This window comes from Pantoea stewartii (genome assembly GCF_011044475.1).
In the GTDB taxonomy this organism is placed as follows: domain Bacteria; phylum Pseudomonadota; class Gammaproteobacteria; order Enterobacterales; family Enterobacteriaceae; genus Pantoea; species Pantoea stewartii.
The window spans coordinates 604,582-627,521 of sequence record NZ_CP049115.1 but is presented as its reverse complement, the minus strand read 5'-3'; the positions used below and the strand labels follow the sequence as shown (position 1 = coordinate 627,521).

General features: G+C 53.1%; 24 protein-coding genes, 1 pseudogene and 1 other annotated feature. Of the genes and pseudogenes, 10 read left to right on the top strand and 15 right to left on the bottom strand.

Annotation, left to right across the window (positions count from 1 at the left end; all coding sequences use genetic code 11):
* Window positions 1–107: 107 nt before the first annotated feature.
* The 5 genes from oppA to oppF all read left to right on the top strand — a co-directional run bounded on the left by oppA (window position 108) and on the right by oppF (window position 5,697).
* Window positions 108–1,748, top strand: a complete 1,641-nt coding sequence (gene oppA / locus G5574_RS02860; protein WP_033741860.1) for an oligopeptide ABC transporter substrate-binding protein OppA — start codon at window positions 108–110, stop codon at window positions 1,746–1,748.
* 85 nt (window positions 1,749–1,833) lie between these two features.
* Window positions 1,834–2,754 (top strand): oligopeptide ABC transporter permease OppB, encoded by a 921-nt coding sequence (gene oppB, locus G5574_RS02855; RefSeq protein ID WP_006119378.1) that lies wholly within the window; start codon window positions 1,834–1,836, stop codon window positions 2,752–2,754.
* Between the two features lie 14 nt (window positions 2,755–2,768).
* A complete protein-coding gene (oppC, locus tag G5574_RS02850; RefSeq protein ID WP_006119376.1) occupies window positions 2,769–3,677 on the top strand; it encodes an oligopeptide ABC transporter permease OppC in 909 nt (302 codons plus the stop codon).
* An 11-nt stretch (window positions 3,678–3,688) separates the two neighbouring features.
* Window positions 3,689–4,702 (top strand): ABC transporter ATP-binding protein, encoded by a 1,014-nt coding sequence (oppD, locus tag G5574_RS02845; RefSeq protein ID WP_006119374.1) that lies wholly within the window; start codon window positions 3,689–3,691, stop codon window positions 4,700–4,702.
* Window positions 4,699–5,697: a murein tripeptide/oligopeptide ABC transporter ATP binding protein OppF gene (gene oppF / locus G5574_RS02840; RefSeq protein WP_039343011.1), complete on the top strand. Its 999-nt coding sequence runs from the start codon at window positions 4,699–4,701 to the stop codon at window positions 5,695–5,697. Before oppD ends, oppF begins: the two co-directional genes overlap by 4 nt.
* A 47-nt stretch (window positions 5,698–5,744) precedes the next feature.
* Here the strand turns inward: oppF and G5574_RS02835 are convergent, their stop codons facing one another.
* On the bottom strand, window positions 5,745–6,068 hold the full coding sequence (locus G5574_RS02835; protein ID WP_006119371.1) for an HI1450 family dsDNA-mimic protein: 324 nt from the start codon (window positions 6,066–6,068) through the stop codon (window positions 5,745–5,747).
* A 44-nt stretch (window positions 6,069–6,112) separates the two neighbouring features.
* Window positions 6,113–7,573, bottom strand: a complete 1,461-nt coding sequence (gene cls / locus G5574_RS02830; RefSeq protein ID WP_033741857.1) for a cardiolipin synthase — start codon at window positions 7,571–7,573, stop codon at window positions 6,113–6,115.
* 162 nt (window positions 7,574–7,735) lie between these two features.
* On the opposite strand from cls, the gene G5574_RS02825 reads away from it, so the two are divergent.
* A complete protein-coding gene (locus tag G5574_RS02825; protein ID WP_006119368.1) occupies window positions 7,736–7,909 on the top strand; it encodes a YciY family protein in 174 nt (57 codons plus the stop codon).
* A gap of 29 nt (window positions 7,910–7,938) precedes the next feature.
* On the opposite strand, the gene G5574_RS02820 is transcribed toward G5574_RS02825, so the two are convergent.
* Window positions 7,939–8,112: a hypothetical protein gene (locus G5574_RS02820; RefSeq protein ID WP_006119367.1), complete on the bottom strand. Its 174-nt coding sequence runs from the start codon at window positions 8,110–8,112 to the stop codon at window positions 7,939–7,941.
* Window positions 8,113–8,152: 40 nt separating this feature from the next.
* Entirely contained in the window at window positions 8,153–8,449 is a 297-nt protein-coding gene (locus tag G5574_RS02815) for a YciI family protein (RefSeq protein WP_006119366.1), read from the bottom strand.
* A gap of 198 nt (window positions 8,450–8,647) precedes the next feature.
* On the opposite strand from G5574_RS02815, the gene tonB reads away from it, so the two are divergent.
* Entirely contained in the window at window positions 8,648–9,406 is a 759-nt protein-coding gene (gene tonB, locus G5574_RS02810; RefSeq protein ID WP_164482004.1) for a TonB system transport protein TonB, read from the top strand.
* 103 nt (window positions 9,407–9,509) lie between these two features.
* On the opposite strand, the gene yciA is transcribed toward tonB, so the two are convergent.
* From yciA to G5574_RS02790, 4 genes are read right to left on the bottom strand one after another with little or no spacing between them, the layout of a single operon-like run.
* On the bottom strand, window positions 9,510–9,932 hold the full coding sequence (gene yciA / locus G5574_RS02805; protein WP_033741850.1) for an acyl-CoA thioester hydrolase YciA: 423 nt from the start codon (window positions 9,930–9,932) through the stop codon (window positions 9,510–9,512).
* Window positions 9,933–9,992: 60 nt separating this feature from the next.
* Window positions 9,993–10,532 (bottom strand): septation protein A, encoded by a 540-nt coding sequence (locus G5574_RS02800; protein ID WP_033741849.1) that lies wholly within the window; start codon window positions 10,530–10,532, stop codon window positions 9,993–9,995.
* Window positions 10,533–10,588: 56 nt separating this feature from the next.
* A complete protein-coding gene (locus G5574_RS02795) occupies window positions 10,589–11,323 on the bottom strand; it encodes a YciC family protein (protein ID WP_039342998.1) in 735 nt (244 codons plus the stop codon).
* Window positions 11,324–11,350: 27 nt separating this feature from the next.
* Complete coding sequence (locus G5574_RS02790; RefSeq protein ID WP_033741845.1) at window positions 11,351–11,767, bottom strand: YkgJ family cysteine cluster protein; 417 nt, start codon at window positions 11,765–11,767, stop codon at window positions 11,351–11,353.
* A 252-nt stretch (window positions 11,768–12,019) separates the two neighbouring features.
* On the opposite strand from G5574_RS02790, the gene ompW reads away from it, so the two are divergent.
* A complete protein-coding gene (gene ompW, locus G5574_RS02785; RefSeq protein ID WP_033741844.1) occupies window positions 12,020–12,652 on the top strand; it encodes an outer membrane protein OmpW in 633 nt (210 codons plus the stop codon).
* Window positions 12,653–12,700: 48 nt separating this feature from the next.
* Here ompW and G5574_RS02780 read toward each other — a convergent pair whose 3' ends face one another.
* From G5574_RS02780 to G5574_RS02750, 6 genes and pseudogenes are all read right to left on the bottom strand, one after another.
* On the bottom strand, window positions 12,701–13,015 hold the full coding sequence (locus tag G5574_RS02780; RefSeq protein WP_006119359.1) for a BON domain-containing protein: 315 nt from the start codon (window positions 13,013–13,015) through the stop codon (window positions 12,701–12,703).
* Between the two features lie 149 nt (window positions 13,016–13,164).
* On the bottom strand, window positions 13,165–13,968 hold the full coding sequence (trpA, locus tag G5574_RS02775) for a tryptophan synthase subunit alpha (protein ID WP_033741843.1): 804 nt from the start codon (window positions 13,966–13,968) through the stop codon (window positions 13,165–13,167).
* The gene (trpB, locus tag G5574_RS02770) at window positions 13,968–15,158 is read right to left on the bottom strand and encodes a tryptophan synthase subunit beta (protein WP_033741842.1); all 1,191 of its coding nucleotides are present in this window, start codon (window positions 15,156–15,158) and stop codon (window positions 13,968–13,970) included. Before trpB ends, trpA begins: the two co-directional genes overlap by 1 nt.
* Window positions 15,159–15,202: 44 nt before the next feature.
* The gene (trpCF, locus tag G5574_RS02765) at window positions 15,203–16,564 is read right to left on the bottom strand and encodes a bifunctional indole-3-glycerol-phosphate synthase TrpC/phosphoribosylanthranilate isomerase TrpF (RefSeq protein WP_033741841.1); all 1,362 of its coding nucleotides are present in this window, start codon (window positions 16,562–16,564) and stop codon (window positions 15,203–15,205) included.
* A gap of 2 nt (window positions 16,565–16,566) precedes the next feature.
* Window positions 16,567–18,160 (bottom strand): annotated as a pseudogene (gene trpD, locus G5574_RS23590) (bifunctional anthranilate synthase glutamate amidotransferase component TrpG/anthranilate phosphoribosyltransferase TrpD).
* On the bottom strand, window positions 18,160–19,722 hold the full coding sequence (locus G5574_RS02750; protein WP_054633693.1) for an anthranilate synthase component 1: 1,563 nt from the start codon (window positions 19,720–19,722) through the stop codon (window positions 18,160–18,162). The pseudogene trpD and the gene G5574_RS02750 overlap by 1 nt, the downstream one beginning before the upstream one ends.
* 23 nt (window positions 19,723–19,745) lie before the next feature.
* Window positions 19,746–19,848, bottom strand: a sequence feature (Trp leader region).
* A 154-nt stretch (window positions 19,849–20,002) separates the two neighbouring features.
* Between G5574_RS02750 and rnm the strand changes: the two genes are divergently transcribed.
* Together rnm and G5574_RS02740 are read left to right on the top strand one after the other, a co-directional pair.
* A complete protein-coding gene (gene rnm, locus G5574_RS02745) occupies window positions 20,003–20,887 on the top strand; it encodes an RNase RNM (RefSeq protein WP_006119350.1) in 885 nt (294 codons plus the stop codon).
* Window positions 20,888–20,899: 12 nt separating this feature from the next.
* Window positions 20,900–21,520, top strand: coding sequence for an L-threonylcarbamoyladenylate synthase (locus G5574_RS02740; protein WP_164482003.1), 621 nt, complete (start codon window positions 20,900–20,902; stop codon window positions 21,518–21,520).
* Between the two features lie 5 nt (window positions 21,521–21,525).
* Here the strand turns inward: G5574_RS02740 and G5574_RS02735 are convergent, their stop codons facing one another.
* Window positions 21,526–22,167 (bottom strand): hypothetical protein, encoded by a 642-nt coding sequence (locus tag G5574_RS02735; protein ID WP_006119348.1) that lies wholly within the window; start codon window positions 22,165–22,167, stop codon window positions 21,526–21,528.
* Between the last annotated feature and the right edge of the window lie 773 nt (window positions 22,168–22,940).

The following is a 22,940-nucleotide window of genomic DNA, read 5'->3' as shown; positions in this document are numbered from 1 at the left end:
CCACGCTACAGGGTCAATGCTCCCCAGGTGAAAACACCGGGGCCCGAATACGGGGAACACTGAGGTCGCAAACACCCTCGGTGAAAATAAAAAAACTGGAGTTAAGAATGAACAACATCACGAAGAAAACCCTGATTGCTGCCAGCGTCTTTGCAGCGATGAGTGCGCTCACAGCCAACAGCGTTATCGCCGCCACGGTTCCTGCCGGGGTTGAGCTGGCCGCGAAGCAAGAGCTGGTAAAAGGAAACGGTAGCGAGGTTCAGTCGCTGGATCCGCACAAAATTGAAGGCGTACCGGAATCGAACGTCAGCCGTGACCTGTTTGAAGGACTGGTGATCAGTGATACCAACGGCCATCCGATTCCTGGCGTGGCAGAGAGCTGGGATAATAAAGACTTTAAAGTCTGGACCTTCCATCTGCGCAAAAGTGCCAAATGGTCAAACGGTGAGCCGGTGACTGCTCAGGATTTCGTTTACAGCTGGCAGCGTCTGGCCGATCCGAAAACCGCGTCTCCTTATGCCAGCTATCTGCAATACGGTCACCTGGCCAACGTTGACGATATTATCGCCGGTAAGAAACCGCCAACAGATTTGGGTGTGAAGGCGCTTGACGATCATACGCTGCAAGTGACCCTGAGCGAGCCGGTTCCGTATTTCTATAAATTACTGATTCACTCCTCAATGTCGCCGGTAAACAAAGCGGTTATTGAGAAATTCGGTGATAAGTGGACCCAGCCTGAAAATATCGTCAGCAACGGTGCCTTTAAGCTGGAATCTCACGTCATTAACGAACGTATTACCGTTGTGCGCAACCCTGATTACTGGGATAACGCGCATACCGTTCTGAACAAAGTCACCTTCCTGCCCATTTCGTCAGAAGTCAGTGATGTTAACCGTTACTTCTCTGATAACGGCAGTGACATGACCTATAACAATCTGCCGATTGAGCTGTTCAAAAAATTACAGCGTGACAACGGTAAAGAGCTGCATGTTGACCCTTATCTGTGCACCTACTATTACGAAATTAATAACCAGAAAGCGCCTTTCACCGATCCGCGCGTACGTGCCGCATTGAAACTGGGTATCGACCGCGACATTATCGTGGATAAAGTGCTGGCGCAGGGCCAGAAGCCAGCCTACAGCTACACGCCACCAGCAACAGATGGTATGGAGCTGGTGAAGCCAGAGTGGTTTACCTGGTCACAGGAAAAACGTAATGCTGAAGCCAAAAAGCTGCTGGCTGAAGCCGGTTACACGGCAGACAAACCGTTAACGTTTACGCTCCTGTACAACACCTCCGACCTGCATAAAAAACTGGCCATTGCCGCCTCGTCGATTTGGGCCAAAAATCTGGGTGTGAAAGTGAAGCTGGAGAACCAGGAGTGGAAAACCTTCCTGGATACGCGTCATCAGGGCAACTTCGACGTTGCACGTGCAGGCTGGTGTGCAGACTATAACGAACCGACGTCGTTCCTGAATACCATGCTGTCTGACAGCAGTAACAACACCGCGCACTACAAGAGCCCGGCCTTCGACAAGCTGATGAAAGATGCCCTGGCCACGACCGATGATAAAGCCCGGTCGGCTGACTATGAAAAAGCTGAGCAGCAGCTGGATAAAGACTCTGCCATCGTGCCATTGTACTACTACGTGAACACCCGTCTGGTGAAACCGTATGTCGGTGGTTATACCGGTAAAGATCCGCTGGATAACGTCGCAGACAGAAACCTGTACATCATTAAGCACTAACAGAACACCAAGAACAGCGGCGGCGCCATGAGCGCCGCCTGTATTTTTTAATGCAATGTGAAGCACCAGCCTGGTAGGTACGGCAATGTTAAAATTCATTTTGCGTCGGTTACTTGAAGCCATCCCGACGCTTTTCGTCCTTATTACTATCTCCTTCTTTATGATGCGACTGGCCCCCGGCAGTCCGTTCACGGGTGAGCGTACGCTGTCGCCAGAGGTGATGGCGAATATCGAGGCGAAATATCACCTCAACGATCCCATTGGCAAGCAATATGTTGATTACCTGATTCAACTGGCCCATGGCGACTTTGGCCCCTCGTTTAAATATAAAGACTATTCGGTAAACTACCTGGTTGGTCATGCCTTTCCGGTGTCGGCCAAACTGGGCCTGGCTGCCTTTATCCTGGCCGTGGTACTGGGCGTGACGGCAGGGGTTATCGCCGCGCTGAAGCAAAACACCCTGTGGGATTACGTCGTCATGGGGGTGGCAATGACCGGCGTGGTCATACCGAGTTTTGTGGTTGCCCCGCTGTTAGTCCTGATTTTCGCCATTACGCTGAAATGGCTGCCGGGTGGCGGCTGGAACGGTGGACAGTGGAACTATATGCTGCTGCCGATGGTGGCGTTATCCCTGGCTTACATTGCCAGTATCGCGCGTATCACTCGTGGCTCGATGATTGAGGTGATGCATTCCAACTTTATCCGTACCGCGCGAGCCAAAGGGTTGCCGTTACGTCGTATCGTTTTACGTCACGCGCTCAAGCCAGCACTGTTGCCGGTTATTTCCTATATGGGACCGGCATTTGTGGGCATTATTACTGGCTCTATGGTGATTGAATCTATTTACGGACTGCCCGGTATCGGTCAGCTGTTTGTCAACGGCGCGCTTAACCGTGACTACTCGCTGGTACTGAGCCTGACGATTCTGGTGGGGCTGTTGACCATTCTGTTTAACGCGATCGTCGATGTGCTCTATGCCGTTATCGACCCGAAAATTCGCTACTGATTCTGGAGTTCGCCATGATGTTAAGTAAGAAAAATAGCGAAGCTCTTGATGCATTCAGTGAAAAACTGGAAGTCGAAGGGCGTAGCCTGTGGCAGGATGCCCGTCGCCGTTTTATTCATAACCGGGCCGCGTTAATCAGCCTGATGGTGCTGATGTTAATCACGCTGTTTGTAATTTTCGCGCCCATGTTGTCACCGTTCTCCTATTTCGATACCGACTGGGGAATGATGTCATCGCCGCCAGATACCACGTCCGGACACTGGTTTGGCACCGACTCATCGGGGCGTGATCTGCTGGTGCGCGTCGCCATTGGCGGTCGTATTTCGTTGATGGTGGGCATTGCCGCCGCCCTGATCGCTGTGGTGGTGGGAACGCTCTACGGTTCCATTGCCGGTTACCTTGGTGGAAAAATCGACTCCGTGATGATGCGTATTCTGGAAATCCTTAACTCCTTCCCGTTTATGTTTTTCGTCATACTGTTGGTCACCTTCTTTGGCCGTAACATCCTGCTGATTTTTGCTGCTATCGGTATGGTGTCGTGGCTGGACATGGCGCGTATCGTGCGTGGACAAACTCTGAGCCTAAAGCGTAAAGAGTTTATTGAAGCGGCGCATGTCGGCGGCGTTTCGACCTGGAAAATCGTGACGCGCCATATCGTGCCTAACGTACTGGGCGTGGTGGTGGTTTACGCCTCGCTGCTGGTGCCCAGCATGATTCTGTTCGAATCATTCCTGAGCTTTCTCGGCCTGGGCACCCAGGAGCCGCTGAGTAGCTGGGGCGCGCTGTTGAGCGATGGGGCTAACTCCATGGAAGTTTCGCCGTGGCTGTTGCTGTTCCCGGCCATTTTCCTGGTGGTCACGCTGTTCTGTTTTAACTTTATTGGCGATGGCCTGCGTGATGCCCTCGACCCCAAAGATCGTTAAGGAGTTTCCCGATGACTATTCATGAATTTCAGCCTGCTCAGGCTGCACGCGCGGGAAGCGACCTGTTGCTTGAAGTGAAAGACTTACGTGTTACGTTCGGCACCCATGACGGTGATGTCACCGCCGTGAACGATCTCAATTTCTCACTGCGTGCCGGGGAAACCCTGGGCATTGTCGGTGAGTCAGGCTCGGGTAAATCGCAAACCGCGTTTGCGCTGATGGGCCTGCTGGCCAGCAATGGCCGCATTGGCGGCTCTGCGTTGTTCAACGGTAAAGAGATTCTTAATCTGCCGGAAAAACAGTTAAACCGGCTGCGCGCTGAACAAATCGCGATGATTTTTCAGGATCCCATGACATCACTGAATCCGTATATGCGGGTCGGCGAACAGTTAATGGAAGTGCTGAAACTGCACAAAGGCATGAGCAGCGCTCAGGCCTTTGAAGAGTCGGTGAAAATGCTGGACGCGGTAAAAATGCCTGAAGCCCGCAAACGCATGAAGATGTACCCACATGAGTTTTCGGGCGGGATGCGTCAGCGCGTGATGATCGCGATGGCGCTCCTGTGCCGGCCTAAGCTGCTGATTGCGGATGAACCGACGACCGCGCTGGATGTTACGGTGCAGGCGCAGATTATGACGCTGCTGAATGAGCTGAAGCGCGAGTTCAATACGGCGATCATCATGATTACCCACGATCTGGGCGTTGTGGCCGGGATCTGCGATAAAGTGCTGGTGATGTATGCAGGCCGCACCATGGAATACGGTCGCGCGCGCGATGTGTTTTATCAGCCGGCTCACCCCTACTCGATTGGTCTCCTGAATGCGGTGCCAAGACTGGATGCAGAAGGTGAAAGCCTGACCACCATTCCGGGTAATCCACCAAACCTGCTGCGTCTGCCGCAGGGTTGTCCGTTCCAGCCGCGCTGTCCGCATGCCATGGATATCTGTTCCAAAGCACCGCCGCTGTTACCGTTTGCAGAAGGGCGCTTGCGCGCCTGCTTTAAGCCGGTGGAGGAACTCGTATGAGCCTGGCAGAAAAAAAAGTCCTACTCGAAATTGCCGATCTGAAAGTTCATTTCGACATCAAGGATGACAAGCAGTGGTTCTGGCAGCCGCCAAAAACGCTGAAGGCCGTGGATGGCGTCAGTCTGCGCCTGTACGAAGGGGAAACGCTGGGTGTGGTGGGCGAATCCGGCTGCGGTAAATCCACGCTGGCACGTGCGATTATCGGGTTAGTGAAAGCCACGGAAGGCCGTGTCACCTGGCTTGGCCGTAACCTGCTGGGGCAGAGTGAGGAAGAGTGGCGTAAGGCGCGTAGCGATATCCAGATGATATTTCAGGATCCGCTGGCCTCGCTTAACCCACGCATGACCATCGGCGATATTATCGCCGAGCCCTTACGTACCTATCACCCTGAGCTTTCTCGCCAGGACATCAAAGATCGCGTCAAAACGATGATGATGAAAGTGGGCTTGTTGCCTAACCTGATTAACCGGTATCCGCACGAGTTTTCAGGCGGTCAGTGTCAGCGTATCGGCATTGCGCGTGCATTGATTCTTGAGCCTAAACTGATCATCTGTGATGAACCGGTCTCTGCACTGGATGTGTCCATTCAGGCGCAGGTGGTCAACCTGCTACAGCAACTGCAGCGAGAAATGGGGCTGTCGCTGATCTTTATCGCCCACGATCTGGCGGTGGTGAAGCACATCTCGGATCGCGTACTGGTGATGTATCTGGGCCACGCGGTGGAGCTGGGCACCTACGATGAGGTGTATACCCATCCGCAGCATCCTTATACCAAGGCGCTGATGTCAGCCGTACCGATTCCCGATCCGGATCTGGAAAAAAATAAGCAGATTCAGTTGCTGGAAGGGGAATTACCGTCGCCGATCAATCCGCCATCCGGATGCGTTTTCCGCACCCGCTGCCCGATTGCCGGACCGGAATGCGCCAAAACGCGGCCGCTGCTCGAAGGCAGCTTCCGCCATGCGGTGTCCTGCCTGAAGGTGGATCCGCTTTAAACCAAAACGCCGGGCTGTTGCCCGGCGTTTTCGTTACGAGGTGAGGACTATTCACGCCACAAAATATGGCACAGCTTGTGATCTTTTTCCCGACACAGCAGTACGCGCGCAAACACATCGGTAATAGGTTCGCCGTCTGCTTCGCCCAGACCAATGACCACTTCAGAGAAAAAGTCGGGGTTCAAATCGAAGTCCACGTGCTCCTGCCAGTCTTCGCCCGGATCAAACAGTTCTGCGCCGCCACGCTCTTCAAACTGCAGATTGAAAAGAATAATGTCTGCAGGGTCAAGGTTGTCACCTGCCAGTTCAAGAAAAATGTCGTAGGCCTGTTCCAGCGTTTCGTCTTCTGTCAGGCGGTTGTTCAGATCCATTTTCGGTCCCGTTTATCTGAGGGCGGTTCGTAATTTCGCTCGTTTTACAGTAAAGGACTAAAGAAGTAAAACAGTCGTTCGACAATCCGCTTCCACCAGGCACGTTTTGCCCACCGTCTGGCGTCAAGCAGACGCGAACGGGCAATATAGTCGTCCTGGACGCAGGCCAAGTCGCTGCCAAATCCGGCATCATCGACGGCGAGTGTGATTTCGAAATTCAGCCATAAGCTGCGCATATCGAGATTTACGGTCCCCACTAAACTCAACTGACCATCGACCAGCACGCTTTTGGTATGCAGCAGGCCATCTTCAAACTGGTAGATCTTAACGCCGGCCTCAAGCAGCTCACTAAAAAACGAGCGGCTGGCCCAGCTTACCAGCAAAGAGTCGTTGTGCCGGGGAACCACCAGACTCACATTGACGCCACGTAGCGCAGCCGTGCAGATGGCATGCAGCAGATCGTCACTGGGCACCAGATAAGGCGTGGTCATGATCAGCTGTTCGCGGGCAGAGTAGACCGCCGTAAGCAACGCCTGATGAATTAAATCCTCGGGGAAACCGGGACCGGAAGCGATCACCTGAACGGTATGACCACTTTCCTGTTCGAACGGCATAATATTGCGGTCGGGCGGTGGGGGCAGAATACGCTTGCCGGTCTCAATTTCCCAGTCACAGCTGTAAACGATCCCCATGGCGGTTGATACCGGCCCTTCCATACGCGCCATCAGATCGACCCACTGACCCACGCCCGCGTCCTGTTTAAAAAAGCGCGGGTCCACCAGATTCATGCTGCCGGTATAGGCGATATAGTTGTCAATCAACACCATTTTGCGATGCTGACGTAAATCCATACGACGCAGAAAGACACGCAGCAGGCTGACCTGTAGCGCCTCAACCACATCAATACCCGCATTACGCATCATCCCGACCCACGGGCTGCGGAAGAAGGCGACGCTCCCTGCGGAATCCAGCATAAGGCGGCAGTGAACACCGCGCCGCGACGCGGCCATCAGGGATTCGGCGACTTCATCCGCCAGTCCGCCCGGATTCCAGATATAAAACACCATCTCAATATTGTGCCGGGCCAGCTGAATATCCCTGATAAGGGCTTTCATTACATCGTCCGAACTGGTCAACAGCTGTAACTGATTCCCTTTTACCCCTGCGATGCCCTGACGGTTGTTGCACAACTGAAATAACGCCTGCGCGACATCGCTGTAATCGGTGGCAAAGATTTCGGTACGCTTTTTAAGATCATTCAGCCAGCGGGCGGTAGAGGGCCACATCGTTCGCGCGCGTTCAGCCCGGCGTTTACCCAGATGCAATTCACCAAACGACAGATAAGCAATAATGCCAACCAGTGGCAGAATAAAAATAATCAGCAGCCATGCCATTGCCGAGGTTACGGCTCGTCGCTTCATCAGAATGCGCAGGGTAATACCCGCAATCAATAACCAGTAACCAAATACCAATAACCAACTGATAAGCGTATAAAACGTCGTCATTAAGTGGACATCCTGTTCGCGCTTGAATCTGAGAAGTTTACGTGGAGATGGTAGGGAGTGAAACCCTTAATCATCGTGGTATGTCAATGCGAGATCCGATTTGGCATTAGCGCAGAGATCTCTATAATGCGTGCGCGTGAGTCAGATGTCAGAGAGGAAGTTATGAGACGAAGCAGAAACGAAGTGGCCCGCTGGAGAATGTTGCGTCAGGTGCAGCGTCGACGTTCGCGCTGGCTGGAAGGGCAGTCACGCCGCTATAAACGCATCCACGGGATTCGCCATCAACTGGCGCAACAGCAACGTCGTTCCATTCTGTTTATCACACAAAATCTCTGATGACGCAGCCGCGCGAAGCGGCTGTTAAATTACTGTCCGGTCATCAATAAGTTGACGTTAACCAACTGGACGGCTGCCGCCAGTACAATCAGCATGACGATCAGGTGCTTTTTGTTTCGCCAGCCGTGCTTTCGCCACAGATACAACGCGCCACCCACAAGCAGGGTGATGACCAGCAGCAGGGCCATGATAATGGCATGCATTCAGACTATCTCTGTAGAAGCGTCAGTGTTGTCGGCGGGCTCAGAAAACCCGCTTAAACGGCTTGACGCTGACGTGTTTGTAAACACCGGCCGCAATATAGGGATCGTCCGCTGCCCAGGCCTGGGCCGTTTCCAGTGACGGGAACTCTGCAATCACCGTGGAGCCGGTAAAACCGGCTACGCCAGGATCGTTACTGTCAACCGCAGGCATGGGGCCTGCAACGATCAAACGGCCTTCTTCATGCAACAGCTTCAGACGCGCAAGGTGAGCGGGGCGCACCGCGTTGCGTTTTTCCAGAGAATCGGCGTTATCTTCAGCATAAATGACGTAAAGCACTAGGGCGCTCCCATTGACTCTATAAATTTTGCAACACGGTAAGGGATAGTTAAGTAGAGTGCAAACGAAACCTTGCGTCAATAACGTGCTGAGCATATTGGGCTAAAGGGGCTTTTTTCGCCCGGCACTAAGGTGATTATTGAAACTGATTGCTATTTGCATTTAAAATCAGGGCTTCATTTGATAACTGCGATTGTTATGACCACGCTGACTATGCCTTTACCGAAACGCACGCCTGTCGCCATGATGTTGTCCGTTGTGCTCCATGGTGCAGTCATTGCCGGTATTCTCTATGCGTCTTTTCATCAAACCCGAGAACTGCCCAAAGCATCCCAGCCAATCATTGTGACAATGGTCGCGCCCGAGGTTCAGCCTGAACCCGCAATCACACAACCGACACCGCAACCGACCCCCCAGCCAGCCCCTGAGCCTGTGGCCGAGCCGAAACCCGCTCCGGAACCGCCTAAAGCTGAGCCAGTGCCGATTCCCAAACCGGAACCCAAACCTGAGCCAAAACCCAGACCGCGGCACCAGCCCAAACATACACAGCCAAAACGCGAAGTAAAACCGCGTGAGGAAGCGAAGCCCCAGGCCAACCCCTTTAAGCAGGATGCGCCTGCAACACAGACTAAGCCTGCGACAGCGCCGAAAGCGACACCGTCAGCAACACCTGCGCAGACCGCCTCAACCGGCCCAAAAGCGCTGAATATCAGCAAGCCAGCCTATCCACCACGCGCGGCGGCCCTGCGAGTAGAAGGCCGTGTCAGAGTAAAATTTGATGTGGACAGTGACGGACGGGTCGACAACATTGATATTCTGTCTGCGGAACCGCGCAACATGTTTGAGCGCAGCGTCAAACAGGCCATGCGTTCGTGGCGCTATCAAAGCGGTAAGCCCGGTACCGGTCTGACGATGAATATTGTGTTTAAAATTAACGGCGGGGCCAGCCTTGAATAAGGCTTGTGAGGCGTTTCAGCAACGTGAAGTCGGCTAAGCGCGCCCGGACCCGCCCGAGTCCGGTTCAGATTCAGCCTGTCTGCGATGTCAGGCTGAACCGCACTCAGGCGGGGGCTGACTGATTATCCCGTCCCGCAGGCAGCTGACGGGGATGGCCTTCATTGTCCACCGCAACATAAATAAAGACCGCTTCGGTCGCGCAATAGGTCTGACCAATAGGCTCAGACGACACTTTCTTAATCCATACCTGCACATTGATCGTCATTGAGCTGTTGCCCGTGCGAATGCACTGTGCGTAGCAACTGACAACATCGCCGACCGCGACGGGTTTTAAAAAGGTCATACCATCCACTCTGACGGTGACGACACGGCCCTCGGCGATTTCTTTTGCCAGAATGGCACCGCCCATATCCATTTGCGACATTAACCAGCCACCGAAGATGTCGCCGTTTGCGTTAGTATCCGCAGGCATCGCGAGCGTCCGCATGACCATTTCGCCCTGGGGCAATTTATGTTTTTCGTCCATTGCGTTGTTTTCTTATGTAATGAATGAAAGAAAGGCCGCCCGCACAGACGGGCGGCAGGTTTATTTTTGCTGTTGTTGCGGCATTTTACGCCAGATATAGAGCCCACTCAGTAAGGTAAAGAGTAGCGTCAGGCCGGTCAGCCCAAACACTTTAAAGTTAACCCAGACTGACTGAGGTAACCAAAATGCCACATAGATATTCGCCAGACCACACAATAAAAAGAAGAGGGCCCAGGCAATATTCAGATTGCGCCATACGGTGTTGGGTAACTCCAGTTCTTTTCCCAACATGGTCTGAATTAACGGCTGTTTCATAAACCACTGGCTGAACAGTAACGCCAGCGCAAACAGGCTGTAGATCACCGTGACTTTCCATTTAATAAATTCATCATTATGGAAAACCAGGGTGAGCGTGCCAAACACCGCCACCAGCACAAACGTAAAAATGGTCATTTTTTCAAGCTTGCGATAGAGCACCCAGCTTGCCACCAGCGCCAGGCCGGTCGCGACAACCAGGGCTCCTGAGGCGATGAAGATGTCGTACAACTTATAAAAAATAAAGAAAACCACAAGGGGAAGAAAGTCGAGTAACTGCTTCATAGTCATTCCAGTTAAGGCGGTATTCCCGGCCAGTGCGCCCGAAGGCGCACGGACAATCAACGTAACAGCATATAAAGCCGATACAGGTAAATTACTAACAGGGTTGAAATCAGATTCCCGATAGCGGTGAAAATCACCGTCGATACGTTCATCGGCAGCACCACTAACGAGGTAAAGAAAAACATCACTGCCAGTTTTGCCAGCAGCCACAGAATAATGGCTGGCGCAATCAGTCTGACGTTTTTCCAGGCCATGCGCATGCTGGCGCGCATGGCGGCGATAACGCCCAGTTTTTCATTTGCCAGAATGATTGGCGACAACGAGAGCACGATGGTAAGCAGCACGCCAGGCACCACCAGAACCATAAAACCCAGTTGGGCGACCAGGGTGATCAAAAAGGTCAGCAGCAGCAGTTTCGGTAATAAAGGCGCGGATGTACCAATGGCACGCAGCGCGCTCACGCGCTGGCCAGACGATACCAGCGGAATCAGGCACAGCATACCGCCCAACAGCAGCGTATTGCCGACAAGGCCTGCAAAAGTACCCGCAGCAGACGCACGCAGCAGAACCTGCTGCTGTTCGGGTGACATGCTCTGCACCATTTCAAACAGCGAGGCACTGCTGATATCGCCTTGCTGCAGGATCGCCATTTGATCGTCACCCGGTGTGAAGGCATGTAAAAGCATCACTGTGACAAACGCGGTCAACAGTGACATCAGCACCAGGGTAATCAGTTGATGACGAAAAAAATTTCCTGTGTCACGGTATAACGAGCTTGCCGTGATAGACATGTACACTCCTTGAAAGAACCGGGTTAATTAACCCGTCGATTGTACATGTTCTGGCGGCTCGCTGGCACCCGCAACCGGATAACTTTCTGTCATAACAGGTAAAGATGGGTGAAACAGTGCGGGAAGGCCATAGCGTGCCCGGGCCCGATCGCAGCCTTCATTCCCGATCCCGTTTTCGCCGGACATAGCAAACTCCCGGCAGGGCGAGGGGCGGTTCTCATAAATACTGCACGACACGCAGTGGCCGATTTCCCCTTCAAGCGCAATACAGCGCGGCGAACGATCGTTCGTCCCACGCATATTTCGCATCATCAGACTTAAAGGTTCCGTTAATTCTGTGGGAACGGGGCCGCCCGCATCGTCGGCTTCAGCCCAGTAAAACGAGACGCGGAAGTGGGCACAACAGGCACCACAGCTAATACAGGGGTTTGTAGTTTCACTCATTTGATCGCCCGCCACCTCTAAGGCATCGAACCAAAATCACAGGGGGAGATGAGCAAAGTAATGCCGCTCCATTTTTTCGGCAAGCACTATTTGTGTCCGGGATACGGGCATAAAATTGATCTGAGTCAATCCATTGTTTTTTAAATCATTTTTCCGTCTTGATTTAGATGCATTTATAAAAAAATCGCGCTAAACCTGTGCGCACAAAAAAATGATTCAGTGCAGGCACCTTACTTTCTCACAGGAGTGACTATGAAACTGGCTAAATGCGCCATGCTGCTGGCGCTTGCGTTACCTCAACTGGCACTGGCCCACCAGGCAGGTGATTTTTTTATTCGCGCAGGTAGCGCCACCGTTCGACCTAACGAAGGCTCGGATAACGTACTGGGTATGGGCGGATTCAGTGCCAGTAATGATACCCAACTGGGTTTAACGTTCACCTATATGGCGACAGACAATATTGGCGTCGAGCTACTGGCCGCCACACCGTTCCGCCATAAAGTTGGCCTTGGCCCAACGGGCACGCTGGCGACGGTCCGGCAATTGCCGCCAACGCTGATGGCACAGTACTACTTCTTTGACAGCCAAAGCAAAGCGCGACCCTATGTCGGCGTCGGCATTAACTACACGACGTTTTACGATGCAAAGTTTAATCAGACCGGTCGTGATGCGGGATTAAGTGATCTCAGTGTGAAAGACTCGTGGGGCATTGCCGGTCAGGTAGGGCTGGATTATCAGATTAACCGTGACTGGCTGCTGAATGCATCATTGTGGTACATGGATATTGATACGAACGTGAAATTTAAATCGGGCGATCAGCAGCAAAATATTCATATGCGTGTTGACCCCTGGGTATTCTTCTTTGGCGCAGGTTATCGCTTCTGAAGAAAAAAGGGCCACGCAATGCGTGGCCCTTTTGGGTTTAAAACGGCGTTATTTAATTTGCATGTTATTTACGACGGATCTTACCCCAGCAACGCTTCGGGTCACCTGAACGGCACGGTTAGCCATTTGTGGTGAGCTGACAAAGCCGCTGAGCTGCACTTTACCTTTAAAGGTTTCAACGTTGATTTCGGTTGATTTCAGCGACTCATCTTTTAACAATTCGGCTTTCACTTTGGTGGTAATCACGGTGTCATCAATGTAACCGCCGGTGCCTTCTTTCGTTGGCGTTGGCGCACAGGCGCTGAGTGTTAATGCAACAACAGCCGCGACCATGGCACTTGCCAGCACTTTAAACCATTTCATTGCTTCTCTCCCTGTCACAAATAGGATACGTCGTTACCATAACGGCGCCTGTTAATTGTGGTGCAGAAAATCCGAAATGGGCAAACGGACAGCGAAAAAAAACAGCGAAATCATGCCTTACCGGGCGGTAAGGCATAAGGTGAAGGCTGTTAGCGGGTGGCGGCTTTGAGATCGTGGATAAATGTTCTCAATGCGTCCAGCATGACCTCTGGCTCGGCGTGATGCTTTTCAATAATTTTCACAACAGCGGAACCTGAAATTGCACCGGCTGTGCCTGCCGCGAGAGAGTCTTTTACCTGGGAAGGTTCGGAAATGCCAAAGCCCTGTAGCGGCGGGGCTGCATGGTATTCCTTCAGGCGGGTTATCAGATGATCAAGTGGCAGGCTGGCCCGCTTTTCAGTACCCGTGACGCCCGCTCGTGATAACAGATAGGTGTAACCGCGACCGTGAGAAGCGATTTCGCGCAGAAGTTCATCGCTGGCGTTCGGTGGGCAGATGAAAATGGGCGCAATACCGTGACGCATAGCCGCCTGACGGAACGGTGCCGATTCCTCTACGGGCACATCAGCCACGAGGACAGAGTCGACCCCCGCTTTGGCACAACGCGCATAAAAGTCATCAATACCATTGCTGAACACCAGATTGGCATACATCAGTAAACCTATCGGGAGTTCGGGATATTTTTGACGAATCGCCGCGAGCATTTCAAAACACTGTGCCGTCGTCGTTCCACCAGCGAAGGCACGCAGTGTTGCACTTTGAATAGTAGGACCATCTGCCAAAGGATCAGAAAAGGGAATTCCCAGTTCAAGTGCGTCAGCCCCGCCTTCTACCAGCGCATCGATAATGCGTAATGACAGGGCAGGTGACGGGTCACCCAGAGTTACGAAGGGAACCAGCGCACCTTCTTTCTTCGCCGCCAGACGCGTAAACAGTCGATCATAACGTTCCATCAAATTTCTCCCTGCGCAGTCAGAATATCGTGAACGGTGAAGATATCTTTATCACCCCGCCCAGAAAGGTTCACCACAATCAGCTGCTCTTTCTCCGGCTCCGCCTTCGCCATTTTTAACGCATGGGCCAGCGCATGGGCGGATTCAAGCGCAGGGATAATGCCTTCCGCACGACACAGCGTTTTAAAGGCTGCCAGCGCTTCATTGTCGGTGACGGAAACATAGTCCGCGCGGCCGATGCTGTTCAGATGGGCGTGCTGAGGGCCGACTGACGGGAAATCGAGGCCGGCAGAAATCGAGTAGGACTCTTCGATTTGCCCTTCGCTGGTCTGCATCATCGGGGCTTTCATCCCAAAGTAGATGCCGACCCGGCCGTGTTTCAGCGGTGCGCCGTGCTCACCGGTTTCGATACCGTGTCCCGCTGGCTCAACGCCAATCAGTTTGACGCTCTCTTCCTCGATGAAATCGGCAAACATGCCAATCGCATTGGAGCCGCCGCCGACGCAGGCGATGACGGCGTCGGGCAGACGTCCTTCTTTTTCCAGAATCTGTTTTTTCGTCTCTTCACCGATCATGCGCTGGAACTCACGCACGATGGTCGGGAAGGGGTGCGGGCCGGCCGCGGTGCCCAGCATATAGTGGGCGGTTTCATAGCTGCCCGACCAGTCACGCAGCGCCTCGTTACAGGCATCTTTCAGGGTGGCGGAACCGCTGTGAACCGGAATCACTTCGGCACCCATCAGGCGCATACGAAAGACGTTAGGTGACTGACGCTCAACATCCTTGGCGCCCATGTAGATGCGGCATTTCATGCCCAGCAGCGCACAGGCCAGGGCAGAAGCCACACCATGCTGACCGGCTCCGGTTTCCGCAATAATCTCGTTTTTGCCCATCCGTTTAGCCAGCAACGCCTGTCCCAGTACCTGGTTCGTTTTGTGCGCGCCGCCGTGCAGCAGATCTTCACGTTTCAGGTAAAGGCGGGTTTGAGTGCCTTTGGTCAGGTTACCGCACAGGGTTAAGGCTGTCGGGCGGCCGGCATAGTTTTTCAACAGGTCGGTAAATTCAGCCTGAAACTCAGGGTCTTTTTGGGCGCTGACAAAGGCTTCTTCAAGCTGCTTCAGCGCAGGCATCAGAATTTGTGGCACGTACATGCCGCCAAACTCGCCGAAATAGGGATTAAGTAAAGTCATGGATCTATCCTTTTGTGTGTCCGCCTTCAGGCGGGCCAGTCCAGTCAGTAGGCGCGAAGCGTTCGGAACACCGCCGCAATTTTGCTGGCATCTTTGATGCCTGGCGCGCTTTCTACACCGGAATTAAAATCGAGTCCTGCACAACCCAACTGTGCGGCTTCCACACAGTTATCCGCGCTCAGCCCACCGGCCAGCAGAACATTCTTCAGGTCCTGCCCGTGTAGCAGCGACCAGTCAAAGGTCTGGCCCGAACCGCCCTGACCATTATCGAAAACGTAACGGTCAATATGCGGCCAGTTACGTTCTGGCAACGCGTCGCTGATGCTGAGCGCTTTCCAGATTTGTACCTGTTCAGGCAGTGCCTGATAAAGCGCAGCCACATAAGCGTGGTCTTCATCGCCATGCAACTGCACAGCAGACAGCTGCAATGATTCCACTTTAGTGACAATGTCACTTATTGCCGCATTGCGGAACACACCCACATAGTTAAGCGGGGCACCGGCTATCACGGCACGTGCTTTCTCGGTATCCACCTGACGCGGCGAGCCCTCGGCAAAAATAATTCCGCCGTAAATAGCGCCGGCATCACAGGCCGCGCAGGCATCTTCAGGGCGCGTCAGTCCGCATACCTTGTTGCTGCCCAGGGTGACACGTCGCACCGCAGCGTGAAGATCCTCTTCTTCCATCAATGCCGAACCGATCAGGAAGCCATTTGCAAAATGACTCAGTTCACGCACATCGCGGTAATTGTTGATGCCCGATTCGCTGATAACGGTCACACCTTGCCCCAGACGCGGCGCAAGCTGACGCGTCCGGTTGAGATCAATCGACAGATCGCGCAGGTCGCGGTTATTAATGCCGACCACTTTGGCTTCCAGCGCAATAGCGCGTTCCAGCTCCTGCTCATTGCTGACTTCAGTCAAAACGCCCATCTGCAGGCTGTGTGCGATGGCGGAAAGCTGACGATACTGCTCATCATCCACGACCGACAGCATCAGCAGGATGGCGTCAGCCTGATAAAAACGCGCCAGATAAATTTGATAAGGGTCGATGATAAAGTCTTTACACAGCACCGGCTGCGTAATCGCAGCACTAACGACGGGCAAAAAGGCAAAGTCGCCCTGGAAATATTTTTCGTCGGTTAATACCGAAACGGCAGAAGCATAATGGCGATACACCCCGGCGATCATTTCGGGATCGAAATCATCGCGGATCAGCCCTTTTGAAGGCGAAGCCTTTTTGCATTCCAGAATAAAGGCAGTGCGGGTGCCCTGCAGTGCGTCATAAAAGCTACGGCTGGAAGGAACAATGCGCGGCTGGAAGCTTTCCAGCGGTTGCTGCTGCTTACGCGCTTCAACCCAGACGGCTTTGTCTTTCACGATTTTATCTAACACTGTACCCTGCATGATTATCCTCTTGATGCCAGAGCCACCACGCGCTCATAAGCCTGACCGCTACGGATGGCGTTAAGCGCACGCTGTGCATTTTCACGGAGATCTTCATTACCAAATACTTTCAGGAGCATGGCCACATTCACGGCAACCGCCTCCTCATGGGCCTGCTCGCCATTACCCTGGAGTAAACGTGTCAGAATGTCACGGTTTTCTTCGGGTGTGCCGCCTGCCAGCGCGTCTTTAGGATGGAATCCGAAACCAAAATCCTCCGGACTTAACTGATAGCGGGTGATTTCCCCTTCGCGCAGCTCGGCCACCTGTGTCACATCGTGCAGGGCAACCTCATCCATGCCGCCGCCATGTACCACGGCTGCACGCTGGTAGCCTAATACTTTCAGCGTCTGAGCAATCGGCAAGACCAGCTCAGGGCTGTACACGCCAATAACGGCTAACGGTGGGCGCGCAGGGTTGATCAGTGGCCCCAGAACGTTAAACAACGTGCGGGTCTTCAACTGCTGACGCACCGGCATAGCATGGCGAAAGCCCGTGTGGTACTGCGGTGCGAACAGGAAGCAGACATTCAGATCGTCCAGTGCGCGCCGCGCCAGCTCAGCGGGCATATCCAGGTTAATCCCGAAAGCGGCCAGCAAGTCGGATGACCCCGATTTGCTGGATACGCTGCGATTGCCATGTTTTGCCACCTTCAGACCACAGGTAGCGGCGACAAAGGCACTGGCGGTTGAAATATTAATGCTGTTACTGCCATCCCCGCCGGTGCCCACAATATCGGCGAACGCATAATCCGGACGCGGAAACGGTTTGGCATCTTCAAGTAAGGCACAGGCTGCCCCGGCGATTTCCTCCGGGTTCTCGCCCCGGACTTTCATCGCAACCAACGCCGCCGCCAGTTGGGTAGGTTCAAGCTGGCCGGTAATAATGGCGCTGAACAGCTGGTGGCTTTCTGCCTGCGTCAGACTATGCGACTGGTAAAGTTTTTCCAGAATCGGTTGCATTGCGTTCTCCCTGTTACTTCGCCAGCGCCCAGGCAAGTGTCTGTTCAAGCAGACGTGCGCCCTGAGTGGTTAAAATGGATTCAGGATGGAACTGGAATCCGCAAACCCGATCGTGTTCATGACGGACGGCCATCACCATGCCGTTGTAGCTGGCATTGACCGTTAATTCGTCTGGTGTATTGCTGCCCACCAGTGAGTGGTAACGGGCAACGGGAAGAGGATTACTCAGTCCGGTAAACATCGCCTCGCCGTCATGGATAATGGATGACGCTTTGCCATGCAAAATTTCACCGGCCTGACCGACATGGCCGCCATACGCTTCCACAATCGCCTGATGGCCCAGGCAGATCCCGATAATCGGTAACTTTCCGCGTAGCGCACGCAGCAGTTCGGGCATACAGCCCGCGTCTTTCGGCGCGCCAGGGCCGGGTGACAGCATCAGGACAGGATTGTCCATGCTCTGCAAACGTTCAATCAGCAAAGCGGCCGGTACGTTGTTGCGGTAAATCACCACGTTGTGCCCAAAGGTGCGCAGTTGATCGACAAGGTTGTAGGTAAATGAGTCGATGTTATCCAGCAGCAGGATGTCAGCCATCAGAAGATCTCCTTGCAGTGATGAGCAGTGGCGATAGCGCGCAGCACCGCGCGGGCTTTATTGCGGCTTTCATCGGCCTCGGCCTGTGGGTTAGAGTCGAGCACCACGCCCGCGCCGGCCTGTACAGTGGCCACGCCGTCTTCCACGTAGGCTGAGCGGATCACAATACAGGTATCCAAATCACCGTTGGCGGTGAAATAGCCGACAGCGCCGCCGTAAATACCGCGTCGGGTGCCTTCGGCTTCAGCGATCAGTTGCATGGCGCGAACTTTAGGCGCGCCGCTCAGCGTGCCCATATTCATGCAGGCGCGGTAGGCATGTAGCACATCCAGATCCTCACGCAATGTCCCCACCACGCGTGAGACCAGGTGCATAACAAAGGAATAACGATCAACCTTGGTCAGATCCGCAACGTAGCGGCTTCCGGGACGACAAATGCGCGCCAGGTCATTGCGTGCGAGATCGACCAGCATCAGGTGCTCGGCCAGCTCTTTATGATCGGTGCGCATTTCAAGTTCGATACGGCTGTCCAGATCGCGGTCCAGCGAGCCATCCGCATGTCGACCGCGTGGACGCGTTCCGGCAATCGGGTAAATTTCGATCTGTCGTGAGGCGGCGTCGTACTTGAGCGAGCTTTCCGGCGAGGCGCCAAAGAGCGAAAAATCCTGATCCTGCATAAAGAACATATACGGGCTGGGATTACTGCGTTTTAACGTATCGTAAGCGGCCAGCGGCGACGGGCAGGGCAGTGAGAAGCGACGTGATGGCACGACCTGGAAGATCTCACCAATACGAATAGCATCCTGCATCTTCCTCACCACATTACAGTATTCCTCATCGCTCTGGCTGGTGGTCAGCGTCATCGTTTCGACCGGCTTGACGGGCAACGCAGGTGCAGGTTGCAGCATTTGTCCGTGTAACTGCTCAATACGGCTTTGCAGACGCTGGAATTCGTGGGTGGACGGACAGAACAGGCTGGCCTGCAGGCGGGCACTGTGTGCCTGGTGATCGAGCACCAGCAGGGTTTCCGCCAGATAGAAACAGTAGTCAGGGCAGCGCTGCTCACTGCTGAGCGTCGGCAGGTCCTCAAAACCCGCGACCAGATCATAGGCAAACAGGCCGCCAACGAACACGGCTTCGCGCTCATCGGCGGGCGAGTTCACTAACTGCGGAATCACACGCAGGGCATCAAACACCGACAGGGCGCGTAAGCGAGAGTCTTCATCTTGCTGATCGTGAGTTGTCGTAAATGTTAACACCCGGCCATCAGGGCGCGATTCATTTTTGATTTCGGCGGGAAGCGCCTCGTCCAGCAGCGGCAGCAGCGCCCGACCATTATCAGACAGGGCCTGCACAGTGACGCAGTTACCCAGCGCGCTGATACGCAGGGCACTGTCGATGATCATCAGACTTTTTAAATTTTCCTTGCTGTCGATATCCGCAGATTCAAGCAGCAGCGTTGACGGGCGCGCGCCGCATAACTGATGAAAAACCGCGGCGGGATCTTCCCGATAAGGGGCGTTACCGGTAATTAACTTCACTGTAGGTTTTGCATTGAGCATGATGATTTCTCTGAATGTCTTCCAAAAAAAAGCCCGCTTGTTGGCGGGCTCAGGTATCTGCACAGGTTTACGCTAAGTGTGCACGACAACGCCGCCCGACCGGGAAACATTGCGCCACCAACCAGTGAAAAGCGTAATAACCATTTTCATAAACACATACCCGTCTGCGGTGAACTTGTGTACTAGTTAACTGGTTCGTGACAAAAATGTCAATACACTTTTTCAGTGACCCATAAAATCGTTATCATGCTGACCTGTTCCATCGCCAGCAGGAGTTGTTTTGAGCGATATCGCCCGTTTTCCGCTTTACGATCTACATAGTCATACACGGGCTTCCGATGGATTGCTATCCCCGCAGGCGCTGGTCGAGCGTGCGGTTGAAATGCGCGTAGGTGTGCTGGCCATTACCGATCACGATACCGTGGCGGGCGTCGCCGAGGCACAGCAGGCCGCATTACGTGCTTCGTTGCCAGTCAATGTCATAGCCGGCGTCGAGATTTCCACGCTGTGGGAAAATCATGAGATCCATATTGTTGGATTAAATATCGATATTCATCATCCCGTCATGACGCAGTTCCTCGCTGGTCAGTATACGACGCGACTGGAACGCGCCCAACGCATTGCTGAGCGGCTTGAAAAAGCCCAGATTCCCGATGCACTGGCGGGCGCCCTGCGTTTAGCCGAAGGGGGAATGATCACGCGGGGACATTTTGCCCGCTATCTGGTTGAGGTTGGCAAAGCGAGCACTATGGCGCAGGTATTCAAAAATTATCTGGCCCGAGGCAAAACCGGCTACGTGCCGCCGCAATGGTGTACAATTAATCAAGCCATTGATGCCATTCACCATTCTGGTGGCTGTGCGGTGCTGGCTCATCCGGGACGCTACGGATTGTCGGCAAAATGGCTGAAACGCCTGATCGCGTATTTTCGCGCTGCGGGGGGTGATGCTATCGAGGTGGCACAATGTCAGCAGGCACCCGATGAGCGTACCACGTTAGCCGGGTACGCCCGGGATAACGATCTGGCCGCATCGCAAGGTTCTGATTTTCATCAACCCTGCCCGTGGATTGAGTTAGGCCGCAAACTGTGGTTACCCGCAGCCGTAGAACCCGTCTGGGAACGCTTTCCCGCACTGGCTCCGGCTGCTGAATGCACGGAAAGGTGACAAGAGGTTTTTATGAGTCAACTGTTTCATATTCATCCGGATAATCCGCAACCGCGTCTGATTAACCAGGCTGTGGAGTACCTGAACAAAGGTGGCGTGATTGTTTATCCGACCGATTCAGGCTATGCCCTGGGATGTCGTCTGGAAGAAAAAGGCGCGATGGAGCGCATTTGCCGTATACGACAACTCGGTGGCCATCATAATTTCACACTGATGTGCCGCGATTTGTCTGAGTTGTCGGTGTATTCACAGGTGGGCAACAGCGCGTTCCGCCTGATTAAAAATAACACGCCGGGCAATTACACGTTTATTCTGAAGGCGACGAAAGAAGTCCCGCGCCGTCTGATGAACGAGAAACGTAAAACCATTGGTTTACGTGTCCCGTCGAATCCAGTGGCCCTGGCGTTACTGGAAGCGCTTAATGAACCGATGATGTCGACATCCTTGATTCTGCCAGGCAATGATTTCACTGAATCTGATCCGGAAGACATTCAGCACAGTATTGGTAAGCTGTTGGACTTAATCATTGACGGCGGCACGCTGGGACAGCAGCCTACCACCGTGATTGATTTGACCAGTGATGCCCCTGAAATTGTCCGTGAAGGCGCTGGCGACACAACGCCTTTTATGTAAGACCGTCAGGTTTTACGGGTGTCAGGAATCGTCGCCTGTAACCAGTTTTTAAACTGGCCGTAAGGGATATAGAGTGACACATCTTTCAGTATCACTTTCCCGCTACGGCCATTTTTAATTGAATCGGAATACCCGACGATCACGCCGCCGATGGTATCGTCACTATTGAAGACCCCACCGCCAGACATCCCCTGAACCACGCCAGCATTGGAAGCCATCGCGATGCACGGACTTTTATTCCAGAGGTTACGAATGGCGGTGCGTGCGAGATTCACACCCTTTGATTCAACAGGTAGCGCCGAAATATAGCTGTAACCGTACATCTTTACGTGATCGCCAATATCGGTGCTGCGGAAGTGAGCCAGCGTATCCGGCGGATTCTTGTGATAAATAATCGCAAGGTCGCAGTAAGGGTGATAAGACTTCACGCGCTGCACGGCAAATTTTGCCACATGCGCGGCAGTCAGGCTGTATTCAGGCGTCAACGGAATAGTGGTGCCCAGCGTGCCTAAACCCAGAATCGTCGGAATGCCTGTCACGCTCATATCCACGTGCTGCATTGCCGTTCGGCTGTACTCGGTATGGCCCACGGAACAACCGCTCAGCGCCAACGCAATCAACGCTGAACTTACAAAACGTTTTTTCATGGTGGTGTCTTCGCTTAAGCATGCCAGTAAAATCCCTGGTGAAGATTAAGGACATGCAAATTAAAGCTCATCGTGAGCCGTATTAACGCAGCGTTTCCCGATGCGCCAGTATTAAGATTAATAACAACCCTTTAGCGTGCTGCAATTTAATGCCCGGGTCAGAAATAACTGACACCGTACGGATTAAAATCTGCTCACTGTCCGGTCGCATAATGTGTTATCGGCAATAGATTGCAATAGTCCAATTTTTTTTAACTTTACGAGGGTAGAAAAAAAAGTCATTGCGGACTTAATGATAAAAAACAGGGTGATGACCACCTTCTTATTCTTTCATTATCGGCTGATGAATAAAATTGTACAGTGATTTTTATGTTGTATAGCTTTTCCCGACGCAACCTGTTGATAATAGAGTAAACAGGATGCATTGAAGATGCGAGACGGGCTAACAGAGGGCTGGCGGGGCCCACAATGATTTTATTTGACTTAAGTAGCGGTATTTTGCTTTTATTTTTTGTAAACAGCCACAAAAATAAAACTGTTTAGCGCGCCGACTGAGTGTGAGCCGTTAATGCAAAGTATCAGGCCAGATACCTGGAGACTTAATCATTAATGCGCTACCGGTTTTGGCAGGAAATGATTTATAAGAGCGAGTAAAGACGGAAATAAAGCCAATAGCTGCGATAAGTAACATTAATTAAAATGAAGTAACCAAGTGTGACATTCAGATAATATCCTCCCCCTGTTACGGTTGTGTCATTTGACTTAATTACCCT

What these genes read in the sequence shown, in the direction of transcription:
- trpA (WP_033741843.1), bottom strand. Translation starts at nt 13,968, where the DNA reads ATGGAACGTTATGATCGACTGTTTACGCGTCTGGCGGCGAAGAAAGAA.
- oppA (WP_033741860.1), top strand. Translation starts at nt 108, where the DNA reads ATGAACAACATCACGAAGAAAACCCTGATTGCTGCCAGCGTCTTTGCA.
- G5574_RS02795 (WP_039342998.1), bottom strand. Translation starts at nt 11,323, where the DNA reads ATGTCTATCACGGCAAGCTCGTTATACCGTGACACAGGAAATTTTTTT.
- trpB (WP_033741842.1), bottom strand. Translation starts at nt 15,158, where the DNA reads ATGACTTTACTTAATCCCTATTTCGGCGAGTTTGGCGGCATGTACGTG.
- trpCF (WP_033741841.1), bottom strand. Translation starts at nt 16,564, where the DNA reads ATGCAGGGTACAGTGTTAGATAAAATCGTGAAAGACAAAGCCGTCTGG.
- G5574_RS02825 (WP_006119368.1), top strand. Translation starts at nt 7,736, where the DNA reads ATGAGACGAAGCAGAAACGAAGTGGCCCGCTGGAGAATGTTGCGTCAG.
- cls (WP_033741857.1), bottom strand. Translation starts at nt 7,573, where the DNA reads ATGACGACGTTTTATACGCTTATCAGTTGGTTATTGGTATTTGGTTAC.
- G5574_RS02820 (WP_006119367.1), bottom strand. Translation starts at nt 8,112, where the DNA reads ATGCATGCCATTATCATGGCCCTGCTGCTGGTCATCACCCTGCTTGTG.
- G5574_RS02835 (WP_006119371.1), bottom strand. Translation starts at nt 6,068, where the DNA reads ATGGATCTGAACAACCGCCTGACAGAAGACGAAACGCTGGAACAGGCC.
- G5574_RS02740 (WP_164482003.1), top strand. Translation starts at nt 20,900, where the DNA reads ATGAGTCAACTGTTTCATATTCATCCGGATAATCCGCAACCGCGTCTG.
- ompW (WP_033741844.1), top strand. Translation starts at nt 12,020, where the DNA reads ATGAAACTGGCTAAATGCGCCATGCTGCTGGCGCTTGCGTTACCTCAA.
- G5574_RS02735 (WP_006119348.1), bottom strand. Translation starts at nt 22,167, where the DNA reads ATGAAAAAACGTTTTGTAAGTTCAGCGTTGATTGCGTTGGCGCTGAGC.
- G5574_RS02780 (WP_006119359.1), bottom strand. Translation starts at nt 13,015, where the DNA reads ATGAAATGGTTTAAAGTGCTGGCAAGTGCCATGGTCGCGGCTGTTGTT.
- yciA (WP_033741850.1), bottom strand. Translation starts at nt 9,932, where the DNA reads ATGGACGAAAAACATAAATTGCCCCAGGGCGAAATGGTCATGCGGACG.
- tonB (WP_164482004.1), top strand. Translation starts at nt 8,648, where the DNA reads ATGACCACGCTGACTATGCCTTTACCGAAACGCACGCCTGTCGCCATG.
- G5574_RS02800 (WP_033741849.1), bottom strand. Translation starts at nt 10,532, where the DNA reads ATGAAGCAGTTACTCGACTTTCTTCCCCTTGTGGTTTTCTTTATTTTT.
- G5574_RS02750 (WP_054633693.1), bottom strand. Translation starts at nt 19,722, where the DNA reads ATGCTCAATGCAAAACCTACAGTGAAGTTAATTACCGGTAACGCCCCT.
- G5574_RS02790 (WP_033741845.1), bottom strand. Translation starts at nt 11,767, where the DNA reads ATGAGTGAAACTACAAACCCCTGTATTAGCTGTGGTGCCTGTTGTGCC.
- oppB (WP_006119378.1), top strand. Translation starts at nt 1,834, where the DNA reads ATGTTAAAATTCATTTTGCGTCGGTTACTTGAAGCCATCCCGACGCTT.
- oppD (WP_006119374.1), top strand. Translation starts at nt 3,689, where the DNA reads ATGACTATTCATGAATTTCAGCCTGCTCAGGCTGCACGCGCGGGAAGC.
- oppC (WP_006119376.1), top strand. Translation starts at nt 2,769, where the DNA reads ATGATGTTAAGTAAGAAAAATAGCGAAGCTCTTGATGCATTCAGTGAA.
- oppF (WP_039343011.1), top strand. Translation starts at nt 4,699, where the DNA reads ATGAGCCTGGCAGAAAAAAAAGTCCTACTCGAAATTGCCGATCTGAAA.